Annotated in this window: 15 protein-coding genes; 6 read left to right on the forward strand and 9 right to left on the reverse strand. The window is 47.6% G+C overall.

Annotated features, from left to right (window positions below; translation table 11 throughout):
- Window positions 1–86: 86 nt before the first annotated feature.
- A complete protein-coding gene (gene arsM, locus QUA53_RS10340) occupies window positions 87–1,055 on the reverse strand; it encodes an arsenosugar biosynthesis arsenite methyltransferase ArsM (protein ID WP_333096748.1) in 969 nt (322 codons plus the stop codon).
- 83 nt (window positions 1,056–1,138) lie between these two features.
- On the reverse strand, window positions 1,139–2,767 hold the full coding sequence (locus QUA53_RS10345; protein ID WP_333096750.1) for a hypothetical protein: 1,629 nt from the start codon (window positions 2,765–2,767) through the stop codon (window positions 1,139–1,141).
- Between the two features lie 642 nt (window positions 2,768–3,409).
- On the opposite strand from QUA53_RS10345, the gene psaA reads away from it, so the two are divergent.
- The 5 genes from psaA to QUA53_RS10370 all read left to right on the forward strand — a co-directional run bounded on the left by psaA (window position 3,410) and on the right by QUA53_RS10370 (window position 10,463).
- Window positions 3,410–5,704 (forward strand): photosystem I core protein PsaA, encoded by a 2,295-nt coding sequence (gene psaA, locus QUA53_RS10350; RefSeq protein WP_333096751.1) that lies wholly within the window; start codon window positions 3,410–3,412, stop codon window positions 5,702–5,704.
- A gap of 110 nt (window positions 5,705–5,814) precedes the next feature.
- Window positions 5,815–8,043, forward strand: coding sequence for a photosystem I core protein PsaB (gene psaB / locus QUA53_RS10355; RefSeq protein ID WP_333037061.1), 2,229 nt, complete (start codon window positions 5,815–5,817; stop codon window positions 8,041–8,043).
- Window positions 8,044–8,499: 456 nt separating this feature from the next.
- Window positions 8,500–9,147, forward strand: coding sequence for a hypothetical protein (locus QUA53_RS10360; RefSeq protein ID WP_333096753.1), 648 nt, complete (start codon window positions 8,500–8,502; stop codon window positions 9,145–9,147).
- A gap of 433 nt (window positions 9,148–9,580) precedes the next feature.
- Window positions 9,581–10,120, forward strand: a complete 540-nt coding sequence (locus QUA53_RS10365; RefSeq protein ID WP_333096754.1) for a group 1 truncated hemoglobin — start codon at window positions 9,581–9,583, stop codon at window positions 10,118–10,120.
- Window position 10,121: 1 nt separating this feature from the next.
- Window positions 10,122–10,463, forward strand: coding sequence for a hypothetical protein (locus QUA53_RS10370; protein WP_333096755.1), 342 nt, complete (start codon window positions 10,122–10,124; stop codon window positions 10,461–10,463).
- Window positions 10,464–10,571: 108 nt separating this feature from the next.
- Here the strand turns inward: QUA53_RS10370 and QUA53_RS10375 are convergent, their stop codons facing one another.
- Window positions 10,572–10,766, reverse strand: a complete 195-nt coding sequence (locus QUA53_RS10375) for a hypothetical protein (protein WP_333063872.1) — start codon at window positions 10,764–10,766, stop codon at window positions 10,572–10,574.
- A 231-nt stretch (window positions 10,767–10,997) separates the two neighbouring features.
- Window positions 10,998–11,210, reverse strand: a complete 213-nt coding sequence (locus tag QUA53_RS10380; protein WP_242717445.1) for a helix-turn-helix domain-containing protein — start codon at window positions 11,208–11,210, stop codon at window positions 10,998–11,000.
- A 175-nt stretch (window positions 11,211–11,385) separates the two neighbouring features.
- On the opposite strand from QUA53_RS10380, the gene QUA53_RS10385 reads away from it, so the two are divergent.
- The gene (locus tag QUA53_RS10385; protein WP_333096758.1) at window positions 11,386–11,856 is read left to right on the forward strand and encodes a hypothetical protein; all 471 of its coding nucleotides are present in this window, start codon (window positions 11,386–11,388) and stop codon (window positions 11,854–11,856) included.
- 41 nt (window positions 11,857–11,897) lie between these two features.
- Here QUA53_RS10385 and QUA53_RS10390 read toward each other — a convergent pair whose 3' ends face one another.
- The 5 genes from QUA53_RS10390 to QUA53_RS10410 all read right to left on the reverse strand — a co-directional run bounded on the left by QUA53_RS10390 (window position 11,898) and on the right by QUA53_RS10410 (window position 18,228).
- A complete protein-coding gene (locus QUA53_RS10390) occupies window positions 11,898–12,104 on the reverse strand; it encodes a hypothetical protein (protein WP_333096760.1) in 207 nt (68 codons plus the stop codon).
- Between the two features lie 271 nt (window positions 12,105–12,375).
- Window positions 12,376–13,698, reverse strand: a complete 1,323-nt coding sequence (locus tag QUA53_RS10395; RefSeq protein WP_333096761.1) for a CO2 hydration protein — start codon at window positions 13,696–13,698, stop codon at window positions 12,376–12,378.
- 177 nt (window positions 13,699–13,875) lie between these two features.
- On the reverse strand, window positions 13,876–15,432 hold the full coding sequence (locus QUA53_RS10400; RefSeq protein WP_333096763.1) for an NADH-quinone oxidoreductase subunit M: 1,557 nt from the start codon (window positions 15,430–15,432) through the stop codon (window positions 13,876–13,878).
- Between the two features lie 112 nt (window positions 15,433–15,544).
- Entirely contained in the window at window positions 15,545–16,264 is a 720-nt protein-coding gene (locus tag QUA53_RS10405; protein ID WP_333096765.1) for a carbonic anhydrase, read from the reverse strand.
- A gap of 104 nt (window positions 16,265–16,368) precedes the next feature.
- Window positions 16,369–18,228 carry an NAD(P)H-quinone oxidoreductase subunit F gene (locus QUA53_RS10410; RefSeq protein ID WP_333096767.1) on the reverse strand — a complete coding sequence of 620 codons (1,860 nt, stop codon included), beginning with the start codon at window positions 18,226–18,228 and terminating at the stop codon, window positions 16,369–16,371.
- Window positions 18,229–18,448 lie beyond the last annotated feature (220 nt).

Genomic DNA, 18,448 nt, shown 5'->3' on the forward strand with positions numbered 1-18,448 from the left:
CACAAAACCCGCCTGCGCGGGTTCTCAAGAGTCCGCGCAGGCGGACTTCGTTTGTGTAGGCGCAGTTTAAACAGTCGTTTTTTCACCTAACAGCAACCGCCGCCGTTATAATGCCAAGTCGAATCCGTAATTAACACCTTATCGGGCATCAATCCCCCCAACTTGCCAGCAGTTTTATCGCACACCGCGGCTGGAACTCCCCGCTGCAAAACGTGACCCGCCCCGTCATCAAATAACTCTTCCATCCCCGTATAAATCGCCGTCTTGCCAGTGAAAATGCAAGCTCCGTCATCCGGTACATCCACTTTGAAAGACACCGAATCCAGGCTTTCTAACAGCAAATCGACATCCAATTGATAATTGTATTTGTCCAGCAATCGGTAAGGACGGCGCGCCCGCACTTCGACTTGGCCAAAACCAACGTCCACAAGGTGTTGAACGTATTCTTCGTATGTCAGAGCACCGGACAAACACAAAGCCCGCAAGCGTTGGTCTTCCTTCAAATGCTGCGGAATTGGCCGAGTTGCGATCGGATCGCTCATCAACAATCGGCCGCCCGGTTTTAACACCCGATAAGTCTCTTTTAATGCTTTAGCTAAATCCGCAGGTTCAAAAATATTAAACAAGCAGTTTTGGGCGACAACATCTACAGAAGCATCCGGCACCGGCAACGAAAAAGCATCGCCTTCACAAATTTCCACAAAACTAGCATCAAACCAATCATTTTCGTGGGCGGCAATTTGTAAGTTTCGTGCAGCCGCATCTCGCATTGCTGGAACCGGATCGACGGCAATAACCGCTCCTTTGTGTCTAGAAAAATATGCAAATTGTAGTGCTTCCAAGCCGCCGCCGACGCCTACATAAAGCACGAAGGGATTGCCTACAAGTTCGGCGGCGTGAACGGTTGTGCCACAGCCATAATTCATTTCTTGCATTTGTTCGGGAATTTTTAATCCTGGCAATTGCAAGGGGCTGCTTTGGACGCAGCAAAGTCCGATTTGGGGTGTTTCGGCAACATCGCTGTAGAATTTGGCTGCTGTTTCGAGGTAGGTCATTTTTTAGTGTCCTAATTTTTGATTTTTGACCGCAGATGGATCACGGGCGGGACGCCCATGCCACGAAGCCCAGAAAGTTTTTGTTAGGTGGCAAATTCGACTTTTTGTTCGGATTTGGGCGGATTTTCTGGTTCGGAAACTGTTGTTTCGGGAGAGGCTAATTCGCTGGTTGGCTGGCTAGGAGTTTCAGCGGCCACTGGTGGCGTTGGCAGTACCAGATTGGGAGACTGTTCTGGTATCGCGGGAGCGACTACTTTTGGTACTGGAGCTTTTCCTGTTATTTCTGGGAGGGTTGGTGGCTCTGAAGGATTAACAGGTTGGGGTTCTTGACGCAGGAAGTTGCGGAACCGATTGTAGTATCCTTTATATTCCTGTTTTTTTGTTTGGGGAGATGCTGTTGGGATGGGTTCTATTATTTTAACGGGTGCAACAACTTTGGGGGTTTCTAACTGTGGAGTTGCTGTCGGTGTCGGTTGTATTACTTGAACAGGTTCTACAATTTTCGGGGTTTCTAACTGTGGGGTTGCTGTCGGTGTCGGTTGTATTACTTGAACAGGTTCTACAATTTTCGGGGTTTCAAGTTGGGGGGTTGCTGCCGGTGTCGGTTCTATTACTGGAAGGGGAGCAATTTCGGGAGCGACTGTTGGCTCTAAGCTCGGTTGGGTAACAGGGGTTTCTGGAACCGCTGGTGAGGGTTGGACAACTGGTGTTTTTTCTAATGCAGGTGTCGGTGTCGGTTCGGGGGTTGGGGTTGGTGTCGGTTCGGGGGCTTGGTAGGTGCGATCGACTATACCGCGACTTTCTGCTGCTGTTAGTTCGCCCCGCACTAATTTAGAAAGAGGATCTTGGCCGAGCGGTTGGAAATTTATCAGTCTGACTGTATTATTAAAGGCGTTTTTGACGATATTTCCCCATTCGTCAATTAATTCTAGCTGTACCCAGTTTTTCCCTGGTTTGAATCCTTTAAGATATATAGGTTGCCATTGGTCGATCGCAAAGCTTTGGCCGTTGACTGTGGCTCGAATTTTCCAATCGAGTATTTCATCTTGGGAATTTTCTTGCGCCACTTCGTGGGAGGGGGCATTTGTCAAGTAAAAGTCCAGCAGGATGGGTTCTGCCCCATAGCTGCCTTGGGGGCTGTTGTACGTTAATAAGGGTAATGTTCGATCGGGATTATTGTCGTCTGTTTTGGTAAAAACGTGAAAGGTGGTTTGAGCAGCGGCACCTTCGTTTTTAAAGCTTTCTTCCCAAGGGCGAGCGGCGAACACCTGCAGGGTATGGGTCCCGGGTTCTAAGTCGGAGAGCGTTAAAGGTTGGTTGATGTCGTAAACTGCTGCATAAGGTTGGTTGTCTAATAAAACTTGCAGATGGGGGCCCAAACCGAAGTTTGCATCTTTGAAAATAGGCAAGTCCTTCACTTGGAACTGAACAGACACATTTATATCCTGAAGCACTTCGTCAGGTTTTGGATTCAAAATACTAATTTGAGGCTGGTAGATTTCTAGAGCCTGACGCAGTTGTTGAATGGCTTCTGGGGGAGAAACCTCTGAGATTTTGTTTACCTGGGCGGTAGCTGAGCCGCTATTGTTCCCTGATTTGGGCAATTCGGAATGGCCCGCGCCACAACTTGCTAAACCCAAAATTAATACTGCTACTGCGAACAATGCCAGCAGCCTGCCTGCAACCGTTCTGTGCCAATTGATCCCAATCACGCAACCATACTCCTAGAAGCCTTCTCATAGGGAACTATAGCCCAAAAATGAATTTAGTATTGGGGAATTGCCGCTCATGAATTCCAAAGGGTCCTAGGAGGCAGGATTGAGGCAGCAGCGGCAACCCATCCTCTCCGACTATTAATTCGCGCAGATGTTTTCCAAAACATATATCTACAAATGAGTATTCCTAAATTACTTTATCTTTGAGTTTTGTAAAGTTAATGGCAGTACCCCTTGACTTTTTTGAGGGATTGTGGAATTTAAAGGCGTTATTACATCAAGAATTGAACCTTTTTTAAGTATTGTTAACAAGCGATTAATACTTCTCTAGCAAGCTTATAATTCATAAAACTCCCTCAAAAGGAGCAGCCGTATCAAGTCTGAATCAAGGACGCGATCGGTGGCTCATCTGGCGAGAAGAGTTGGCAGTACCCAGTCACATTGTTAGCGACACTGGGAAACTGGCTTCTTCAAAGAAGCAAAATGCTTGGGGAGACGATGCACCTGCGTCTAGCTCTGCAAAGAGTAAAGTGTAGTGCAGTGTCGGCTTTTTCGAGAATCCCCCGCCTAATCAAGCGCGGGGAGTGTCCGGTACAGTATTCAGTTCTCGTTCCTTGTCTTACCGAGAGGAGAGTCTTCATGACCATTAGTCCTCCAGAGCGAGAGGTAAAAGCTAGGGTAGTAGTCGATAAGAATCCGGTTCCAACTTCTTTCGAGAAGTGGTCAAAACCCGGTCATTTTGATCGCACTCTAGCTAAGGGGCCAAAAACCACCACTTGGATTTGGAACCTCCACGCTAACGCTCACGACTTTGACAGTCATACAAGTGACTTAGAAGACGTTTCGCGCAAAATCTTTAGCGCTCACTTCGGCCACTTGGCAGTAATCTTCGTGTGGATCAGTGGCGCATATTTCCACGGCGCTAAATTTTCCAATTACGAAGCTTGGCTGACAAATCCTACAGCCATCAAGCCCAGCGCTCAAGTGGTCTGGCCGATTTTTGGTCAAGAAATTTTAAATGCAGATGTAGGCGGCGGCTTTCACGGAATTCAGATCACCTCTGGTCTATTCCAGTGGTGGCGCGCCAACGGCATCACTAACTCATACCAGCTATATTGCACTGCGATCGGCGCCCTGGTAATGGCAGCTCTGATGCTATTTGCCGGTTGGTTCCACTATCACGTCCGCGCTCCGAAACTGGAATGGTTCCAGAACGTGGAATCGATGATGAACCACCACTTGGCTGTGTTGTTGGGCTGCGGCTGCTTGGGCTACGCGGGACAGCAAATTCACGTGTCGCTGCCAATCAACGCTTGCATGGACGCGATCGATGCAGGTGCACCGCTGACAGTCGGCGGCAAGCTGATTAAAACAGTTGCCGACATCCCCCTGCCGCACGAGTGGATTTTGACACCGGGCTTGATGGCTGACATCTACCCGAGTTTCGCTAAAGGTTTAACCCCCTTCTTCACCCTCAACTGGGGCGCATACACAGACTTCCTGACCTTCAAAGGCGGTCTGAACCCCACCACAGGCGGTTTGTGGCTGACTGATACAACACACCACCACTTAGCTTTGGCAGTGCTATTCATCGTCGCTGGTCATATGTACCGGACGAACTGGGGCATCGGCCACAGCATGAAAGAAATCCTAGAGAACCACAAAGGCCCCTTCACTGGTGAAGGTCACAAAGGTCTCTACGAAATTCTGACTAATTCTTGGCACGCGCAACTGTCGATTAACTTGGCACTGATGGGCTCTCTGAGCATCATCGTCGCCCACCACATGTATGCGATGCCTCCGTATCCGTACATCGCGACCGACTACCCAACTCAGCTATCCCTGTTCACCCACCACATGTGGATTGGCGGATTCCTGATTGTTGGAGCAGCCGCTCACGGAGCAATCTTCATGGTTCGGGATTACGATCCCGCTGGAAATGTCAACAACTTGTTGGATCGCGTGATCCGGCATCGGGATGCGATCATTTCCCACCTGAACTGGGTTTGTATATTCTTGGGCTTCCACAGCTTCGGTCTGTACGTTCACAACGACACGATGCGAGCTTTCGGTCGTCCTCAAGATTTGTTCTCGGATACCGGGATTCAGTTGCGTCCGATATTTGCCCAGTGGGTGCAAAACATCCACGCTTTGGCTCCGGGTACAACAGCGCCTAATGCTACGGAAATCGTTAGCCACGCTTTTGGCGGCGGTGCAGTAGTAGTCGCCGGCAAAGTAGCGATGATGCCGATCGAGTTGGGTACGGCGGATTTCATGATCCACCACATCCACGCTTTCACTATTCACGTTACAGTCCTGATTCTTTTGAAGGGCGTGTTGTTTGCACGCAGTTCTCGCTTGGTTCCTGACAAAGGCAACTTGGGCTTCCGGTTCCCTTGCGACGGCCCTGGCCGGGGCGGCACCTGCCAAGTTTCTGGTTGGGATCACGTGTTCCTAGGCTTGTTCTGGATGTACAACTGCATCTCGATCGTGATTTTCCACTTTAGCTGGAAAATGCAGTCGGACGTGTGGGGAACAGTATCGCCAGACGGCACAATTTCTCACATTACCGGCGGCAACTTCGCACAAAGTGCGCTCACGATTAACGGCTGGCTGCGGGACTTCCTCTGGGCGCAAGCTTCTCAGGTGATTCAGTCCTACGGTTCGGCACTGTCGGCCTACGGTCTGATGTTCCTAGCTGGACACTTCGTCTTCGCCTTCAGCTTGATGTTCCTGTTCAGCGGCCGTGGCTACTGGCAAGAACTGATTGAGTCGATTGTTTGGGCTCACAACAAGCTCAAGGTAGCTCCGTCGATTCAGCCTCGCGCTCTGAGCATTATTCAGGGTCGGGCTGTGGGTGTAGCTCACTACCTCCTAGGAGGAATTGTCACTACGTGGGCATTTTTCCTAGCGCGAATCATTTCGGTAGGGTAAACTACCCCTAGGTTTTGGATTCTCGATTTGGGAGGAATCTCAAATCGAGAATCCAAACTCCGAACCGAATCCCTTCAATTTTGTTCAGGATTCAGGATTAATCAAGGCTTATGGCAACGAAATTTCCAAAATTTAGCCAAGACCTTGCCCAAGACCCGACCACACGGCGGATCTGGTACGGGATTGCCACAGCACACGACTTTGAAAGCCACGATGGCATGACCGAAGAAAATCTTTACCAAAAGATTTTTGCTTCTCACTTCGGCCACCTAGCAATCATTTTCTTGTGGACTTCGGGCAGCCTGTTCCACGTAGCATGGCAAGGTAACTTTGAACAGTGGATTAAAGACCCCCTAAACGTCCGCCCGATCGCTCACGCGATTTGGGACCCGCAATTCGGCGCTCCTGCTGTAGAAGCTTTCACTCAAGGGGGCGCTTCTAACCCGGTGGATATCTCTTACTCTGGTGTCTACCATTGGTGGTTCACCCAAGGGATTCGGACAAACGCCGACCTGTATCAAGGAGCTATCTTCTTGCTACTACTGGCGGCTGTCTTCCTGTTCGCAGGTTGGTTGCACCTCCAGCCCAAGTACCGCCCCAGCTTGTCTTGGTTCAAAAATGCTGAATCTCGCCTCAACCACCACTTGGCTGGTTTGTTCGGTGTCAGCTCTTTGGCTTGGACTGGTCACATGGTTCACGTTGCTATCCCCGAATCTCGCGGACAGCACGTAGGTTGGGACAACTTCTTGTCTACCCCGCCTCACCCGGCCGGTTTGGCTCCGTTCTTCACTGGTAACTGGGGCGTATACGCCGAGAATCCAGATGCAGCGAGCCATGTCTTCGGTACTTCCGAAGGCGCTGGAACCGCAATTCTGACTTTCTTGGGTGGCTTCCATCCTCAAACAGAATCCCTGTGGCTGACAGACATCGCTCACCACCACTTGGCGATCGCTGTTCTGTTTATCGTGGCCGGTCATATGTACCGGACTAACTTCGGTATCGGTCACAGCATCAAAGAGATGTTGGATTCTAAGGCTGGTTTGGTCGGCGGCAAGAGTGAAGGACAGTTCAACTTGCCTCACCAAGGCTTGTACGAAACCTACAACAACTCGCTGCACTTCCAACTGGCATTTCACCTCGCTGCTTTGGGCGTGATTACCTCCCTGGTAGCACAGCATATGTACGCGATGCCTCCCTACGCTTTCATAGGTAAGGACTTCACGACTCAGGCTGCGCTTTACACCCACCACCAGTACATTGCTGGATTCATCATGGTCGGCGCTTTCGCCCACGGAGCTATCTTCTTGGTGCGGGACTACGATCCTGAAGCAAACAAAGGCAACGTGCTCGATCGCGTGTTGCAGCACAAAGAAGCGATTATCTCTCACTTGAGCTGGGTGTCGCTGTTCTTGGGCTTCCACACTCTCGGCTTGTACGTTCACAATGACGTTGTAGTTGCTTTCGGAACTCCTGAAAAGCAAATCTTGATTGAACCAGTGTTCGCACAGTTCATCCAAGCTGCTCACGGAAAAGCTCTCTACGGCATGGATGTGCTGTTGTCTAACCCTGACAGCATTGCTTCTACCGCTTGGCCCAACTACGGCAACGTATGGCTCCCAGGCTGGTTGGATGCGATTAACAGCGGTACTAATTCTCTGTTCTTGGCGATCGGACCTGGCGATTTCTTGGTTCACCACGCGATCGCACTAGGCTTGCACACCACCACCTTGATCTTGGTCAAGGGCGCTCTGGATGCACGCGGTTCTAAGCTGATGCCGGACAAAAAAGACTTCGGTTATGCTTTCCCTTGCGACGGCCCCGGCCGTGGCGGTACTTGCGACATCTCTGCTTGGGACGCGATGTACCTGTCTGTATTCTGGATGTTGAACACCCTAGCTTGGGTAACGTTCTACTGGCACTGGAAGCACCTGGGCATCTGGCAAGGTAACGTGGCTCAGTTCAATGAGTCTTCTACCTACCTGATGGGCTGGTTCCGCGATTACCTCTGGCTGTATTCTTCTCAGTTGATCAACGGTTACAACCCGTATGGTACTAACAACTTGTCAGTCTGGGCTTGGATGTTCTTATTCGGACACCTCGTTTGGGCAACTGGTTTCATGTTCCTGATCTCTTGGAGAGGTTACTGGCAAGAGTTGATCGAGACTTTGGTTTGGGCTCACGAGCGCACTCCTTTGGCTAACTTGGTTCGCTGGAAAGACAAGCCTGTTGCTTTGTCCATCGTCCAAGGTCGTTTGGTTGGCTTAGTTCACTTTACTGTGGGCAACGTCCTCACTTACGCGGCCTTTGTAATTGCCTCGACAGCCGGGAAATTCGGGTAACTCTGAACTCTGGTTTCTAGGTAATTAAATGAAATCCCCTGCCTTCTGGCGGGGGATTTTTTTGTATAGCAGAAGGAAGTTCGGCAACGAGCAATGTACGGGATGTAACGGATGGAATAAGATCGATGCGTCGAAGCAAAATGCAGTTCGATTAATGTTCACCGGCGGGACGCGAAGCGGTTGGCTGAGTCTGTCAAGCAGGAATCAAAGTGCGATCGCATTCCCTATCTTTAACATGAGCCTGTAGGCAATTCACAGTGCATGAATACTTGCAATACCAAAAACAATATATGTTTTATTTCTGGGATGTTGGATTCGGATACAAGTTTGGCTCTACTGCACGCGGTGATTGGAGTGCCTTGAGATGCTCGCGCTTTATGGAATACAATCCTTGACAGCGACACAACAATTCTGTGGCAGGGGACTCAATCGTATTACCCTTAGCCTCGTCAAAATATGGGAATTACAAGTCAGCTTAAAGAAATATCGTTAGCGACGTTTGAGACGCTGAAAAAAGAGCCAGCCCTCGTTGAGGCTTTTCTTAGCGCAAAGTGGTTGCATGAATCCACTTTTTGGGAAACGGCAACCCATTGGCCTGCTGCATCTGCCGAACTGATAAAGCGAAATTGTGAGACAGCATTTTTCAAAATACCTTCCCTGCGAGAACAGTTCGTTTCTGAGTGGGAAACACCAGACCTAGACTCGAACAAAAACTTTCAACAACTTACATTCTTATTGGCTGGATACATACCAGGCTACATTTTCGATCGAGCTACTATTCCAGAGATCAAAGCAAACACATATCTTATGGCAAAAGCCAAAGGGGAAGATTTTTTCCCTTTTCTGGTAATTGACAATTCGAGATGGGATGGTTTGCCTTTGGTGAATGCTATCGGTGCTGGTGGAGAGATTGGTTACAGTACGGGATATGGAGTGGTGCGGTATCTTCTGCCTGATGAAATTACACGGATATTGAACGGTTTGGTCGCGCTGGGAGAACAAGGGTTTCAAAGTCGCTATCTTCGAGAAGCCGATCGAGATGAACCGATCTCGTTGATTAATTGGGCAGAAGAAGAAATCTTGGAGTGGTTGACCGACTACTAAAATGAAATGTTGAATTACTATCAAAAAGTTTCCGCCGATCGAAATGCTATGTTACTTTACTTGAGCTAGGCTTTTCATCTAACATAATATCGATTGCTTCGATCGAATCTTAGCACTTTGTACCCGATCTTTTAGCTGTGGCGAAAAATGCTTAAGCGCGTCTTGACAAGAGGCAACACAATGTGAATGTGAAGTTAATCAGCAAATACTGACTTAATTAAGAAATATCAAGAAATATACCATAAGATAATTAGATGGTAAAGTTATCCAATTGATGTGACGAGCGCTCGCTTTTTACCATCACGCGAATTGAAAGACTAAGTTTAATTGGGCTTATACTTCGGCTTCCGGCTTCTTAAGCCTATGTATCTGTAAATGACTTAGTGCTGAAGATTCAATTAACCATATTACCATCACAGTTGGAGATTTTTCAATGAAACTCAGTAAATCTTTGGCAATGTTGTTGACATTAATTTGTATCACAGTCATAGTAGTGACTACTTTCAGATTAAGCCCTAGTTTCGCTCGTTCTACGCCGGCGATGTCAGCACAAGAATCAGCAGAAAAAGTAACTACTGATCTGATTGCACAAGGTGCCGGAGGAACATCTCTCTACACTAGGCTAGGAGGCTACAACGCGATCGCAAAAGTCATTGATGATTCAGCAACTTTCATATTCGCTGACCCACTAATTGGTAAATACTTTATTGGCTTGGGCACAAACTCACAACAGAGGCTGCGTCAGTTGTTAGTGGATCAATTCTGCCAAGCGGCAGGGGGGCCTTGCGTTTATACAGGGCGGACTATGAAGCTTTCCCATAGTGGAATGGATGGAGGTCTCACGAACAATGAATTTAACGCTTTTGCTAATGATGTGTCCCAAGCTCTCGATAAAAATAGCGTCAATCAATCAGAGAAAGCCGAAGTCCTGGCATTTGTTAATAGTCTCAGAAGCAAGATTGTCGAAAAGTAATATGAAACACTCGAATCTCCTCCTGCTTTCGGTGGCATTTCTGCTACTGTCAGGAATGGTAATGGCCGACGCAGCCCATGCAAAACCGTCAGAGCCAACCACCGAGATGAAAGTTCCAGTATCCCCAATGCCGAGGCAGTCTTCTGAGCGCTTTTCCATGCCTGCTATTTTTGCTCCAACCCAAGTTCAATCCAACGATCGACCTTTTTGTTTTTATCAGCGCTCCGATAGCACTATAGTTGATTTGAGCAGACTGTGTGGGGCTAAGAGCACCGAAACCGGTACAAATACTAGATGGGAGAACGCTCCTGTTGAGGAGAAGAAGACCCCTATTTATTGGTAGAAAAATGAGAATTTGTTTCACTAGACTAATTCCATAGGAGCGCCCTTGCCTTACTTCCTCCGAAGTGCGTGAAGCGTAGCTATCCGGTAGGGAATCGCCCTCATCGCCTCAAATTTCACCATTCACCTGCATCTGATGCACCTTGTCAGCCAATTCTTGCAAGCGCTTTTCGTCTAACTCGTCAATCGCCAGCATCCCGACATAGATAATTTCCTTCAGCGTTAGTCGGGTTGCTAGCGCCTTTTTCTGCACAATTTCTTTGATGATGGGGCTCACCCCGATGGCGGTACTGGCTCTAGTCATCCAATTTTAGATTTTAGATTTTAGATTTTAGATTTTAGATTGATCCCACAGATAAATCCGAGGCCCCGAACCAAATTGCTTGATTGTCACAAAGGTAACGGGAGATTAATAACTTGGATTAAATCTTAGCACCTTTAAGCTGAGCTTTTAGCTGCGAGACAAAATGCTTAAGCGCGTCTTGACAAGACGAAACAAAAAAATTATAGTGGAAACGTGGAAAAGCAGATCGACCTATTCCTCCAAAACTTCAACCAAATCCTCAATCATCACATCAAAAGTCCGAGCTAACTTCCGCAGCAAAGTAAAGTCAACCGTTGTCAGCCCTGGACAACGAGCATAATGCTTGACAGTGTTGTACATTACCCCAGAACGTTCTGAAACTTCCTTGAATGTCCAACCTTTCTCTGCAGCTAGTTCTCTGACTTTAATTCTTACTAAACCCATGCTTGACAATGGGTGCTATAACACCTTAGAATGAATTTATCTAAAAAGCCGATCGCCCCCCGGCCTGGAAAACTAAGGGGCGATCGTCTATTAAACCTAATAAGGACTCTCTATCAACAGGTCTATTTACCATATCCAGAGGTCTACTAGCACTATATCCAGAGATCTACTAGCCATGATATCAGAAACTCCGGCAAAATCGCGGACGATCGCCGAATCCAAAATAATTCACAAATCGCCAATCCTGCATCCGCTGGCGAGATTCGTTACCGAAGAAACAGTTGCACTTCTGTTCAATATCGCAGCAGACGAGATTTACCGCATCGAATGCTGTCGCTACATGGTTTACGTTCACGCCAAAGGCATCAGCCGCTTTGTCAGCTACGCCGATTTTCCCCCTATTTTAGAAGTAAAGCCGATCGCACTTCAAGATTTTGGCAGATGGTACAAACGCTGGAAAAGCAAGCTAGCACCAGCATTTTGGACGAAATTCTACACCCACAAGTTCAAAAAAGCTGTTTCAGTTGACAGATTGCTGGAGTGGGGCCAACTGGTAGCTACTGTTAAATCGGTCATTTCTGGGGCGGCGCTGCAACAGCTACGAGATGTCTATGCCCAAGAAAAATATTTGATGGAAAAATTTTAAAGTGCGATCGACTTAATCCTACTTGAACTTTCAATTAAATTTTAAAACACTTCATCCTCGATACCGACCCACCATTCGCCCAGATTCATTAAATCTTTGTGAAGGTCAGTAAGTTCTGTCATATACTCTTCAGCAGAAATCTCCGATCGCCTTTCTTGCAATTTTTTCAGCCGCAGTTGCACTAACAGCCAAGGTTTGGAAATCCCGTCCTTTGCTTCGATATATTTGGCTAGATCGTTGCTGTCCATACTTATTGGTTATTTGTTATTGGTTATAATATCATTTCCCTTTGTATCGGAATGATATAACCGCAGAGAAATCAGAGGAAAAGAAGAGATAGAGAGCAAGAATTACGAGGCCAACTGGCTTAATATTATAGGACTTTTGAAACAATTTAAAAAAGCTCTGATTTTTCCCAGTCGGTTTCAACCGACTTGAGCTTTGAGCCAGGGGTTTAAACCCCTGGCGGACTAACGGACTGACGGATTTTTTAGCTAAGATGCCTCCCGCAAACATCCTTTACCTATAATCCGAAGTCTGAATATTCTTGAGCTTCGCAGCATATTTCATGCCGTATTCCGGGCGACAGAAGCGATCGATCTGAGACTCAAAGAAAGCCCGATTTGCCTTCAAATGCTTCGGATTCGGGTCATCTAAAGGATACAAAAGAGCAGTCCGCAAAGCTTGAATCACCGCCGAAGTTACGCAGTACATCGATCGCTGAAAAGTCACCCCAATTTGATTGAGGATATCATCTTCGCCGCGACAGCGCTGTTTGTAGAAATCCATCAAATAAGGCGGCAGGAAATGCAGCATATCTTGTGCTAGCAAAGTCGGCGGAATCCCCGCCGTACCTACCGGGAATTTGTCTGCATACAATACTCCGAAGTGGAAGTCTTTTTGGTCGTCAGGAACTTCCTTAGCTTGAGCGTTGTAAGATTTGGTGCCTCGGAACGGCGAAGTGCGATAAAATACAGCTTCCACGTAAGGTAACGCTGCTTCGTAAAGCCAAGTGAAACCTTTAGATTTCGGGATGATTTCGTAGGTTTCGCCGTCGATTTGAACGTGGTGGTAAATCGGACGACCGGCGATCGCAAATATGCCATTTACCAGGAAATCCATCGCCTGCGGGACTGTGGTAACTTTCCCTTCGTCGTACAAGTCGGAAACCTCAAAAAACACCGGCGCCATGACTTCCCAGAATAAACCGAGATTGCTGTAATAAGACATTTGGCGGCACTGTTCTAAAAACATTTCTGGAAATGCTTTGTGCAGTGCCAGCATGAACGGGTCTTTTTTGAAGTAAGCTTTAATTGCCCGATCGGCATTAGCCTTATATTCGTCACTGTCCAAATAAGGATCGAATTGATTCGTAGGCACGTACAAGCCCCGGTGCCAAAGCATTGACCTCATGCACTCTTCCGCAAATTCCATGTTAATGCGATCGTGCCACAAATGGTGAAAAAGCCGCGGCAATTTGCCTGTTTCTCCCTTCTCCATGAACTCCAAAAGTTCGGGGTGAACGCTTCCAGTCCCGCGCCATATCCGCAAATCTGCACCGTCGCCTGCATAGTGATTTTGTAAATCTAAATACTCTTGGGGTAAAAAGTATTTAAAGAAGGGAAGTGGGTGCAAAAATACTCGTTCGGCGATGTAAAGCAAATCCCGCCAGTAAAAGTCCATCGGCACTGCGTAAGCTTTCCAAATAGCGATGATTTGCATCAGATTTTCCGGCGTATCTGGAATCATCGCGCCGCCAGCTTCCAGCCTGTGAATTACTTCCGCAAATTCGTGCTTGGAAGGAGGTAGTTTAGTTGCTGGTTTATTAGGGGTTTGTACCATTGTTTTTTCCTTTGATTGACTGAATCTAAATATTTTGAATTATTGCAAAAAGCTGCAATTCTTTAACTGGTTCTCCGGCTTTGCTTGGGAACCGATATCCATGCCTGAACTGGAAAATTGGAGGCTTAGCCTCCGGATTTGCGTTACCAGGCAGAGCCTGGTAACAAGTAGATTCTCTTAGTGAGGGTCGGCGGACTTTGTTTGTTGTGTAGACGCGATGGAAATCGCCAAATGTTCAACGGGATAGTTAATAGCTACTTGGGCATTTCTGTCCGCAGGCAGAGTAGAAACGATTGCATTTGTGGTTGATTCGCTCCACTTGAGCAGCCAAGCAGGTTGAATTCCCAACACAAAAATGATGCCCGCCAAAACCAGCGCCGGCATATTTTCAGCAAACGTAACTGGAGGGTAGTAAGCCGTGGCATTATCCAACTTCCCAAAACAGGTGCGGTTGAGCAGAATTACAAAGTAAACTGCTGTTAACCCGGAGGCTAAAATGCACAGTAAAGTTGGAATTGGAAATGCTGAAAAACTACCTTGAAATACTAAAAATTCGGCAATAAAACCCACTAAGCCGGGAATTCCGGCGCTTGCCATACCGCCCAAAACTAACAGGGAACTGGCAGTGGGTAAGCCCCGCATCGGGTTCATCAAACCGTTGAGGACATCCAAATCCCGCGTCCCAACTTTGGTTTCGATGATACCTACCAAGTAAAACAGCAAAGCTAAAATCAAGCCGTGGCTTACCATTTGCCCGACAGCACCGATTAATGCCAGCTTCGTACCCGCCGCGCAGGCAACGAGGATGTAGCCCATGTGTCCGATCGAACTATAGGCTACCATGCGCTTGATGTCTTTTTGGGCGATCGCGCTCAAAGCACCGTACATCACGCTCACAGTCCCGATAATCGCTAAACCTGGAGCTAGAATTGGCCAAGTTTCGGGAAACAACTGCAAGCAGAAGCGGACTAAACCGTAAGTTCCCAACTTCGCCAGAATCCCTCCCAGCAAAATTGCTGTTGCTGGCGAAGCTTCGACGTAAGCATCTGGTAGCCAAGTGTGCAATGGCACTAAAGGAATTTTAATTCCCAACCCAATTAGCACAATTGTTAGCAGGATCAATTGCGTGTTCAAGGGCAATTCTTGAGTGGTAATCGCAGTGTAATCGAAATTTAAAGACCCACTCAGCCAAGCAACACCCAAAAACCCCGCTAGAACTAAAAGTCCCGAAACAGCCGTGTAAATCAAAAACTTCATGGCAGCGTATTCTCGCTGCTTTCCGCCCCAAATTGCAATCAACAGGTAAAAAGGAATTAATTCTACTTCGTAAAAAAGTACAAACAGCAGCAAATTTTGAGACATCAAAGCTCCGGCAATACCAGCATTGATCAGCAAAATCAAAGCATAGTAAAGCTGGGGCCGAGCCATCCCTTCGCCAGTGCCATAAATGACTAATAGCGTCAGCAAAGCACTTAAAACCAGCAGCGGCAAGGACAAGCCGTCAATGCCCAAATTGTAGCTCAAACCTAATTGTGGAATCCAAGGCAAATATTCTTGAAATTGCAGTCCCGAATTGGCTGGATCGAATTGAGTCAACAGCCAGATATTTAAAATGAAAATAGCTGCCGCAAAAGCCGAGGCTATTGAACGCAGACGCATTCCATTGATATTTCCGGGCAGGAACCCGACTACCGCAGCGCCCAACGCGGGCAACCAGAGCAAGGCACTAAGCATAATGTGTGAAGTGAAGAGTGAAGAGTGAACAATCAATTTGGCAGCCTCTTGTCTTTGATAATTTGAGAGTTTAGATATTAAACTTTTTCCCAATTATCAATTCCAAATTTCATCACGACTCAGAAAGAATAGTGACTCTGCCCGTGTCTAAATCGTAATACCCACCAACAACTTTCAGTTTATTCTCCGCAATTAACTTAGAGATAACTGGAGAGGCTTTCAACCTCTTAGCTTGCAGAATAACATTCGCTTTGACGGCATTTTCGAGACGATCGCCTGCTTGGTCTTTCGAGCTTTCTACAGCGGGCTTAATGGCATCGAGCAAACTGCCAATTTGACCGGGAACTTGGGCTCCTTTGATGGTTGCGTCTACCGCACCGCACCTTTTATGCCCGACTACCACAAGCACTTTTGCTCCCAGTACCAGCGTGCCAAATTCCAGGCTGCCCATTTCTTCTGAGGTAACAACATTTCCGGCCACGCGACAGACAAATAAATCTCCCAATCCTTGATCGAAGATAATTTCCGAAGGAAAGCGGGAATCTGCACAGCCCAGAATAGCAGCAAAGGGTTTTTGAGTTTTGGCCACTTCGGTGAGGCGCCCAAAGTCTTGGTGGGGATTTTGGCGTTTGCTGTCAACAAACCGTTTGTTTCCGTCGATTAACTTTTGGAGAGCTGCATCGGGAGTCGAGTCATTTTGAGCAATTGCCGGTTCGGGTGCAGCCAAATCAGCGCCTGCTCCTGCTGCGAGTATCCCTGTACCAATAGCACCTGCGACAAATTTGAGCGAATTGCGTCGGGAAAGATTGAATTGTCTGTTGTTTGAGTTCATCTATGCTGCCTTGTTGTATCTAGTTTGAAATCTTTGTTCAAGACTTCATGTTTTTAAGATTTTAGATTAAAACTGTCACCTAAAATCTTCAACCTTATATTTCTTTACCCGCCCACAATCAGCGACAATCGAGCTAGCAAAGGCCAGCTTACCAGCAGTCCCAAAACTGCTATTCCCAACAGAATTGTCAGGGCGTAAAACTGAGTTTGACCCGTAACGTTGTATTTGAGGCTCTGCCCGCCGAAAACCGTTGCAAAACCGATTAAGTTCACGAATCCGTCAACAATATTGCGATCGACCCAGGAGATGATTTGCGAAACCAAACCAACTGCAAATATCACTGTCACGCGGTAAAGTTTGGCGGTGTAAAAGTCGTAAGCAAAAAAGTCTTGCAGGGCTTGAGAACCGATGCGCACGGGTTTTTCCCATTTCTCGTTCAGGTAAACAAATGCTCCTGCACCGATGCCGATCGCCGTTGACAAAACTAGCAGTGCAGTGGCGGTATAATTAAAACTCGCCCCAGGCAATAACTGCCACGTTGCCAGCACGTGCGGAACGTGCAAAGTAAAGCCCATTAAAACAGTCATCGGCAAGATGAAAGGCCAGTGAACTTCTGGCGAACGTTCGGTCATTTGCTTTGGTTTGCCGCCAAAAACTAAACCGAAGACGCGCACCAAGCCAAAAGCAGTGACGCCGTTTACAAACAGCACTATTCCTAACAAGAAAGGGTGAGTTTGCCAAAGCCCGGATGTGAAGTCTTCTAAAGCCCAGAAACAGCCGAAGGGCGGCAGTCCCACCAATCCAGCGCTACCGACAATAAACGATATGGCCGATATTGGCCGCTTTCCCCACAAACCGCCGAGAGCTCGGACATCCTGAGTGACGCTGTTCCAAACTACCGAACCGATGCTCATCACCAGCAAACCCATTGCGAAGGTGTAGGCAAATATCAATGTCAGGGCTGTCTGGGCTTGTCCGGTGCCGACGGCGATAAATACTAAGCCCATGTAAGCGCTGACTATATAGGAAAGCGTGCGCTTGATGTCGATTTGGGCGATCGCAATTAATGAAGCACCAACCGCCGTCGCAGCGCCTACAATAATAGTTGTCTTCAGTCCGATCGGCGACAAAGCAATCACCGGTTGCAACTTAATCAATATCCAAGCACCAGTTTCGACAACTACGGTGTTCCGCAAAATCGTCGCCGGTAGCGGGCCTTCCATCGCCTCATCCAGCCACAGGTGCAAGGGAAACTGAGCACATTTACCCATCGGGCCGGCAATCAAAGCTAAAGTCAGCAACGTCGCTACAGTCGGGTCAAGCTTTGCAGTCTGGGCCCAAACAGCCAACTCGTCAAAATTCCAAGTTCCAGCCAGCGGCAGAATTGCGACTACTCCCATCAGCAGGAATAAGTCACCCACCCGCTTGGTTAAGAAAGCGTCGCGGGCTCCTGTCACCACCAAAGACTGATTGAACCACAGCCCGACTAGCAGGTAAGTACCCAAAGTCAGAACTTCCAAAATCATGTAGCTGAAGAACAGGGAATTGCACAGTACCAAGCCGCACATCCCAGCTTCAAACAGCCCCATCAGAGAAAAGAACCGAGCCCAGCCCCAGTCCATTTCCATGTAACCGAAAGCATAAATCTGCGCCAGCAAGTTCAGTCCGGTAATCAAAACTGTCGCCCCGACGGTGACAGCAGAGATTTCAACGGGAATGGTTAAGTCTAAACCTGCTACATTCAGCCAAGGAATCAACTGGTGTTGCGCCGGTTGGTTCCAGATAGCTGTTAGGGCTATGACCCCGTGTAAGAAAGCGAACAAGGTTAATATGGCGTTCACGTAACCGGATGGTCTTGGTCCCGTGCGGCGGGTAACTGCTGGAAACCACAGCATCGACAGAACTCCGCCGATGAGTGGATAGCAAGGTATAAACCAAACGGTCTGGACTAAGATTTGATCCATTGGCATTACTTGTAAAGGTTACAAAAATTTAAAAATCTGAGAATAATTCCGCTCGCGCTGACGACAGCATTGAAAAGCCCGAAGGCAGAAGTAAAGAAAATTTAGGGGTTTGCCTCTGAGTTTCTTCGCCTCGTCAAACCGAGCGCTTCAGAATAGACTTATTAATTTTATATTAAGTATTGCGTGAAATTTTCATATTTCTGATTCAGCATATTTATCT

Source organism: Microcoleus sp. Pol12B3, from assembly GCF_036701355.1.
In the GTDB taxonomy this organism is placed as follows: Bacteria; Cyanobacteriota; Cyanobacteriia; order Cyanobacteriales; family Microcoleaceae; genus Microcoleus.

What these genes read in the sequence shown, in the direction of transcription:
- arsM (WP_333096748.1), bottom strand. Translation starts at nt 1,055, where the DNA reads ATGACCTACCTCGAAACAGCAGCCAAATTCTACAGCGATGTTGCCGAA.
- psaA (WP_333096751.1), top strand. Translation starts at nt 3,410, where the DNA reads ATGACCATTAGTCCTCCAGAGCGAGAGGTAAAAGCTAGGGTAGTAGTC.
- psaB (WP_333037061.1), top strand. Translation starts at nt 5,815, where the DNA reads ATGGCAACGAAATTTCCAAAATTTAGCCAAGACCTTGCCCAAGACCCG.
- QUA53_RS10360 (WP_333096753.1), top strand. Translation starts at nt 8,500, where the DNA reads ATGGGAATTACAAGTCAGCTTAAAGAAATATCGTTAGCGACGTTTGAG.
- QUA53_RS10365 (WP_333096754.1), top strand. Translation starts at nt 9,581, where the DNA reads ATGAAACTCAGTAAATCTTTGGCAATGTTGTTGACATTAATTTGTATC.
- QUA53_RS10370 (WP_333096755.1), top strand. Translation starts at nt 10,122, where the DNA reads ATGAAACACTCGAATCTCCTCCTGCTTTCGGTGGCATTTCTGCTACTG.
- QUA53_RS10375 (WP_333063872.1), bottom strand. Translation starts at nt 10,766, where the DNA reads ATGACTAGAGCCAGTACCGCCATCGGGGTGAGCCCCATCATCAAAGAA.
- QUA53_RS10380 (WP_242717445.1), bottom strand. Translation starts at nt 11,210, where the DNA reads ATGGGTTTAGTAAGAATTAAAGTCAGAGAACTAGCTGCAGAGAAAGGT.
- QUA53_RS10385 (WP_333096758.1), top strand. Translation starts at nt 11,386, where the DNA reads ATGATATCAGAAACTCCGGCAAAATCGCGGACGATCGCCGAATCCAAA.
- QUA53_RS10390 (WP_333096760.1), bottom strand. Translation starts at nt 12,104, where the DNA reads ATGGACAGCAACGATCTAGCCAAATATATCGAAGCAAAGGACGGGATT.
- QUA53_RS10395 (WP_333096761.1), bottom strand. Translation starts at nt 13,698, where the DNA reads ATGGTACAAACCCCTAATAAACCAGCAACTAAACTACCTCCTTCCAAG.
- QUA53_RS10400 (WP_333096763.1), bottom strand. Translation starts at nt 15,432, where the DNA reads ATGCTTAGTGCCTTGCTCTGGTTGCCCGCGTTGGGCGCTGCGGTAGTC.
- QUA53_RS10405 (WP_333096765.1), bottom strand. Translation starts at nt 16,264, where the DNA reads ATGAACTCAAACAACAGACAATTCAATCTTTCCCGACGCAATTCGCTC.
- QUA53_RS10410 (WP_333096767.1), bottom strand. Translation starts at nt 18,228, where the DNA reads ATGGATCAAATCTTAGTCCAGACCGTTTGGTTTATACCTTGCTATCCA.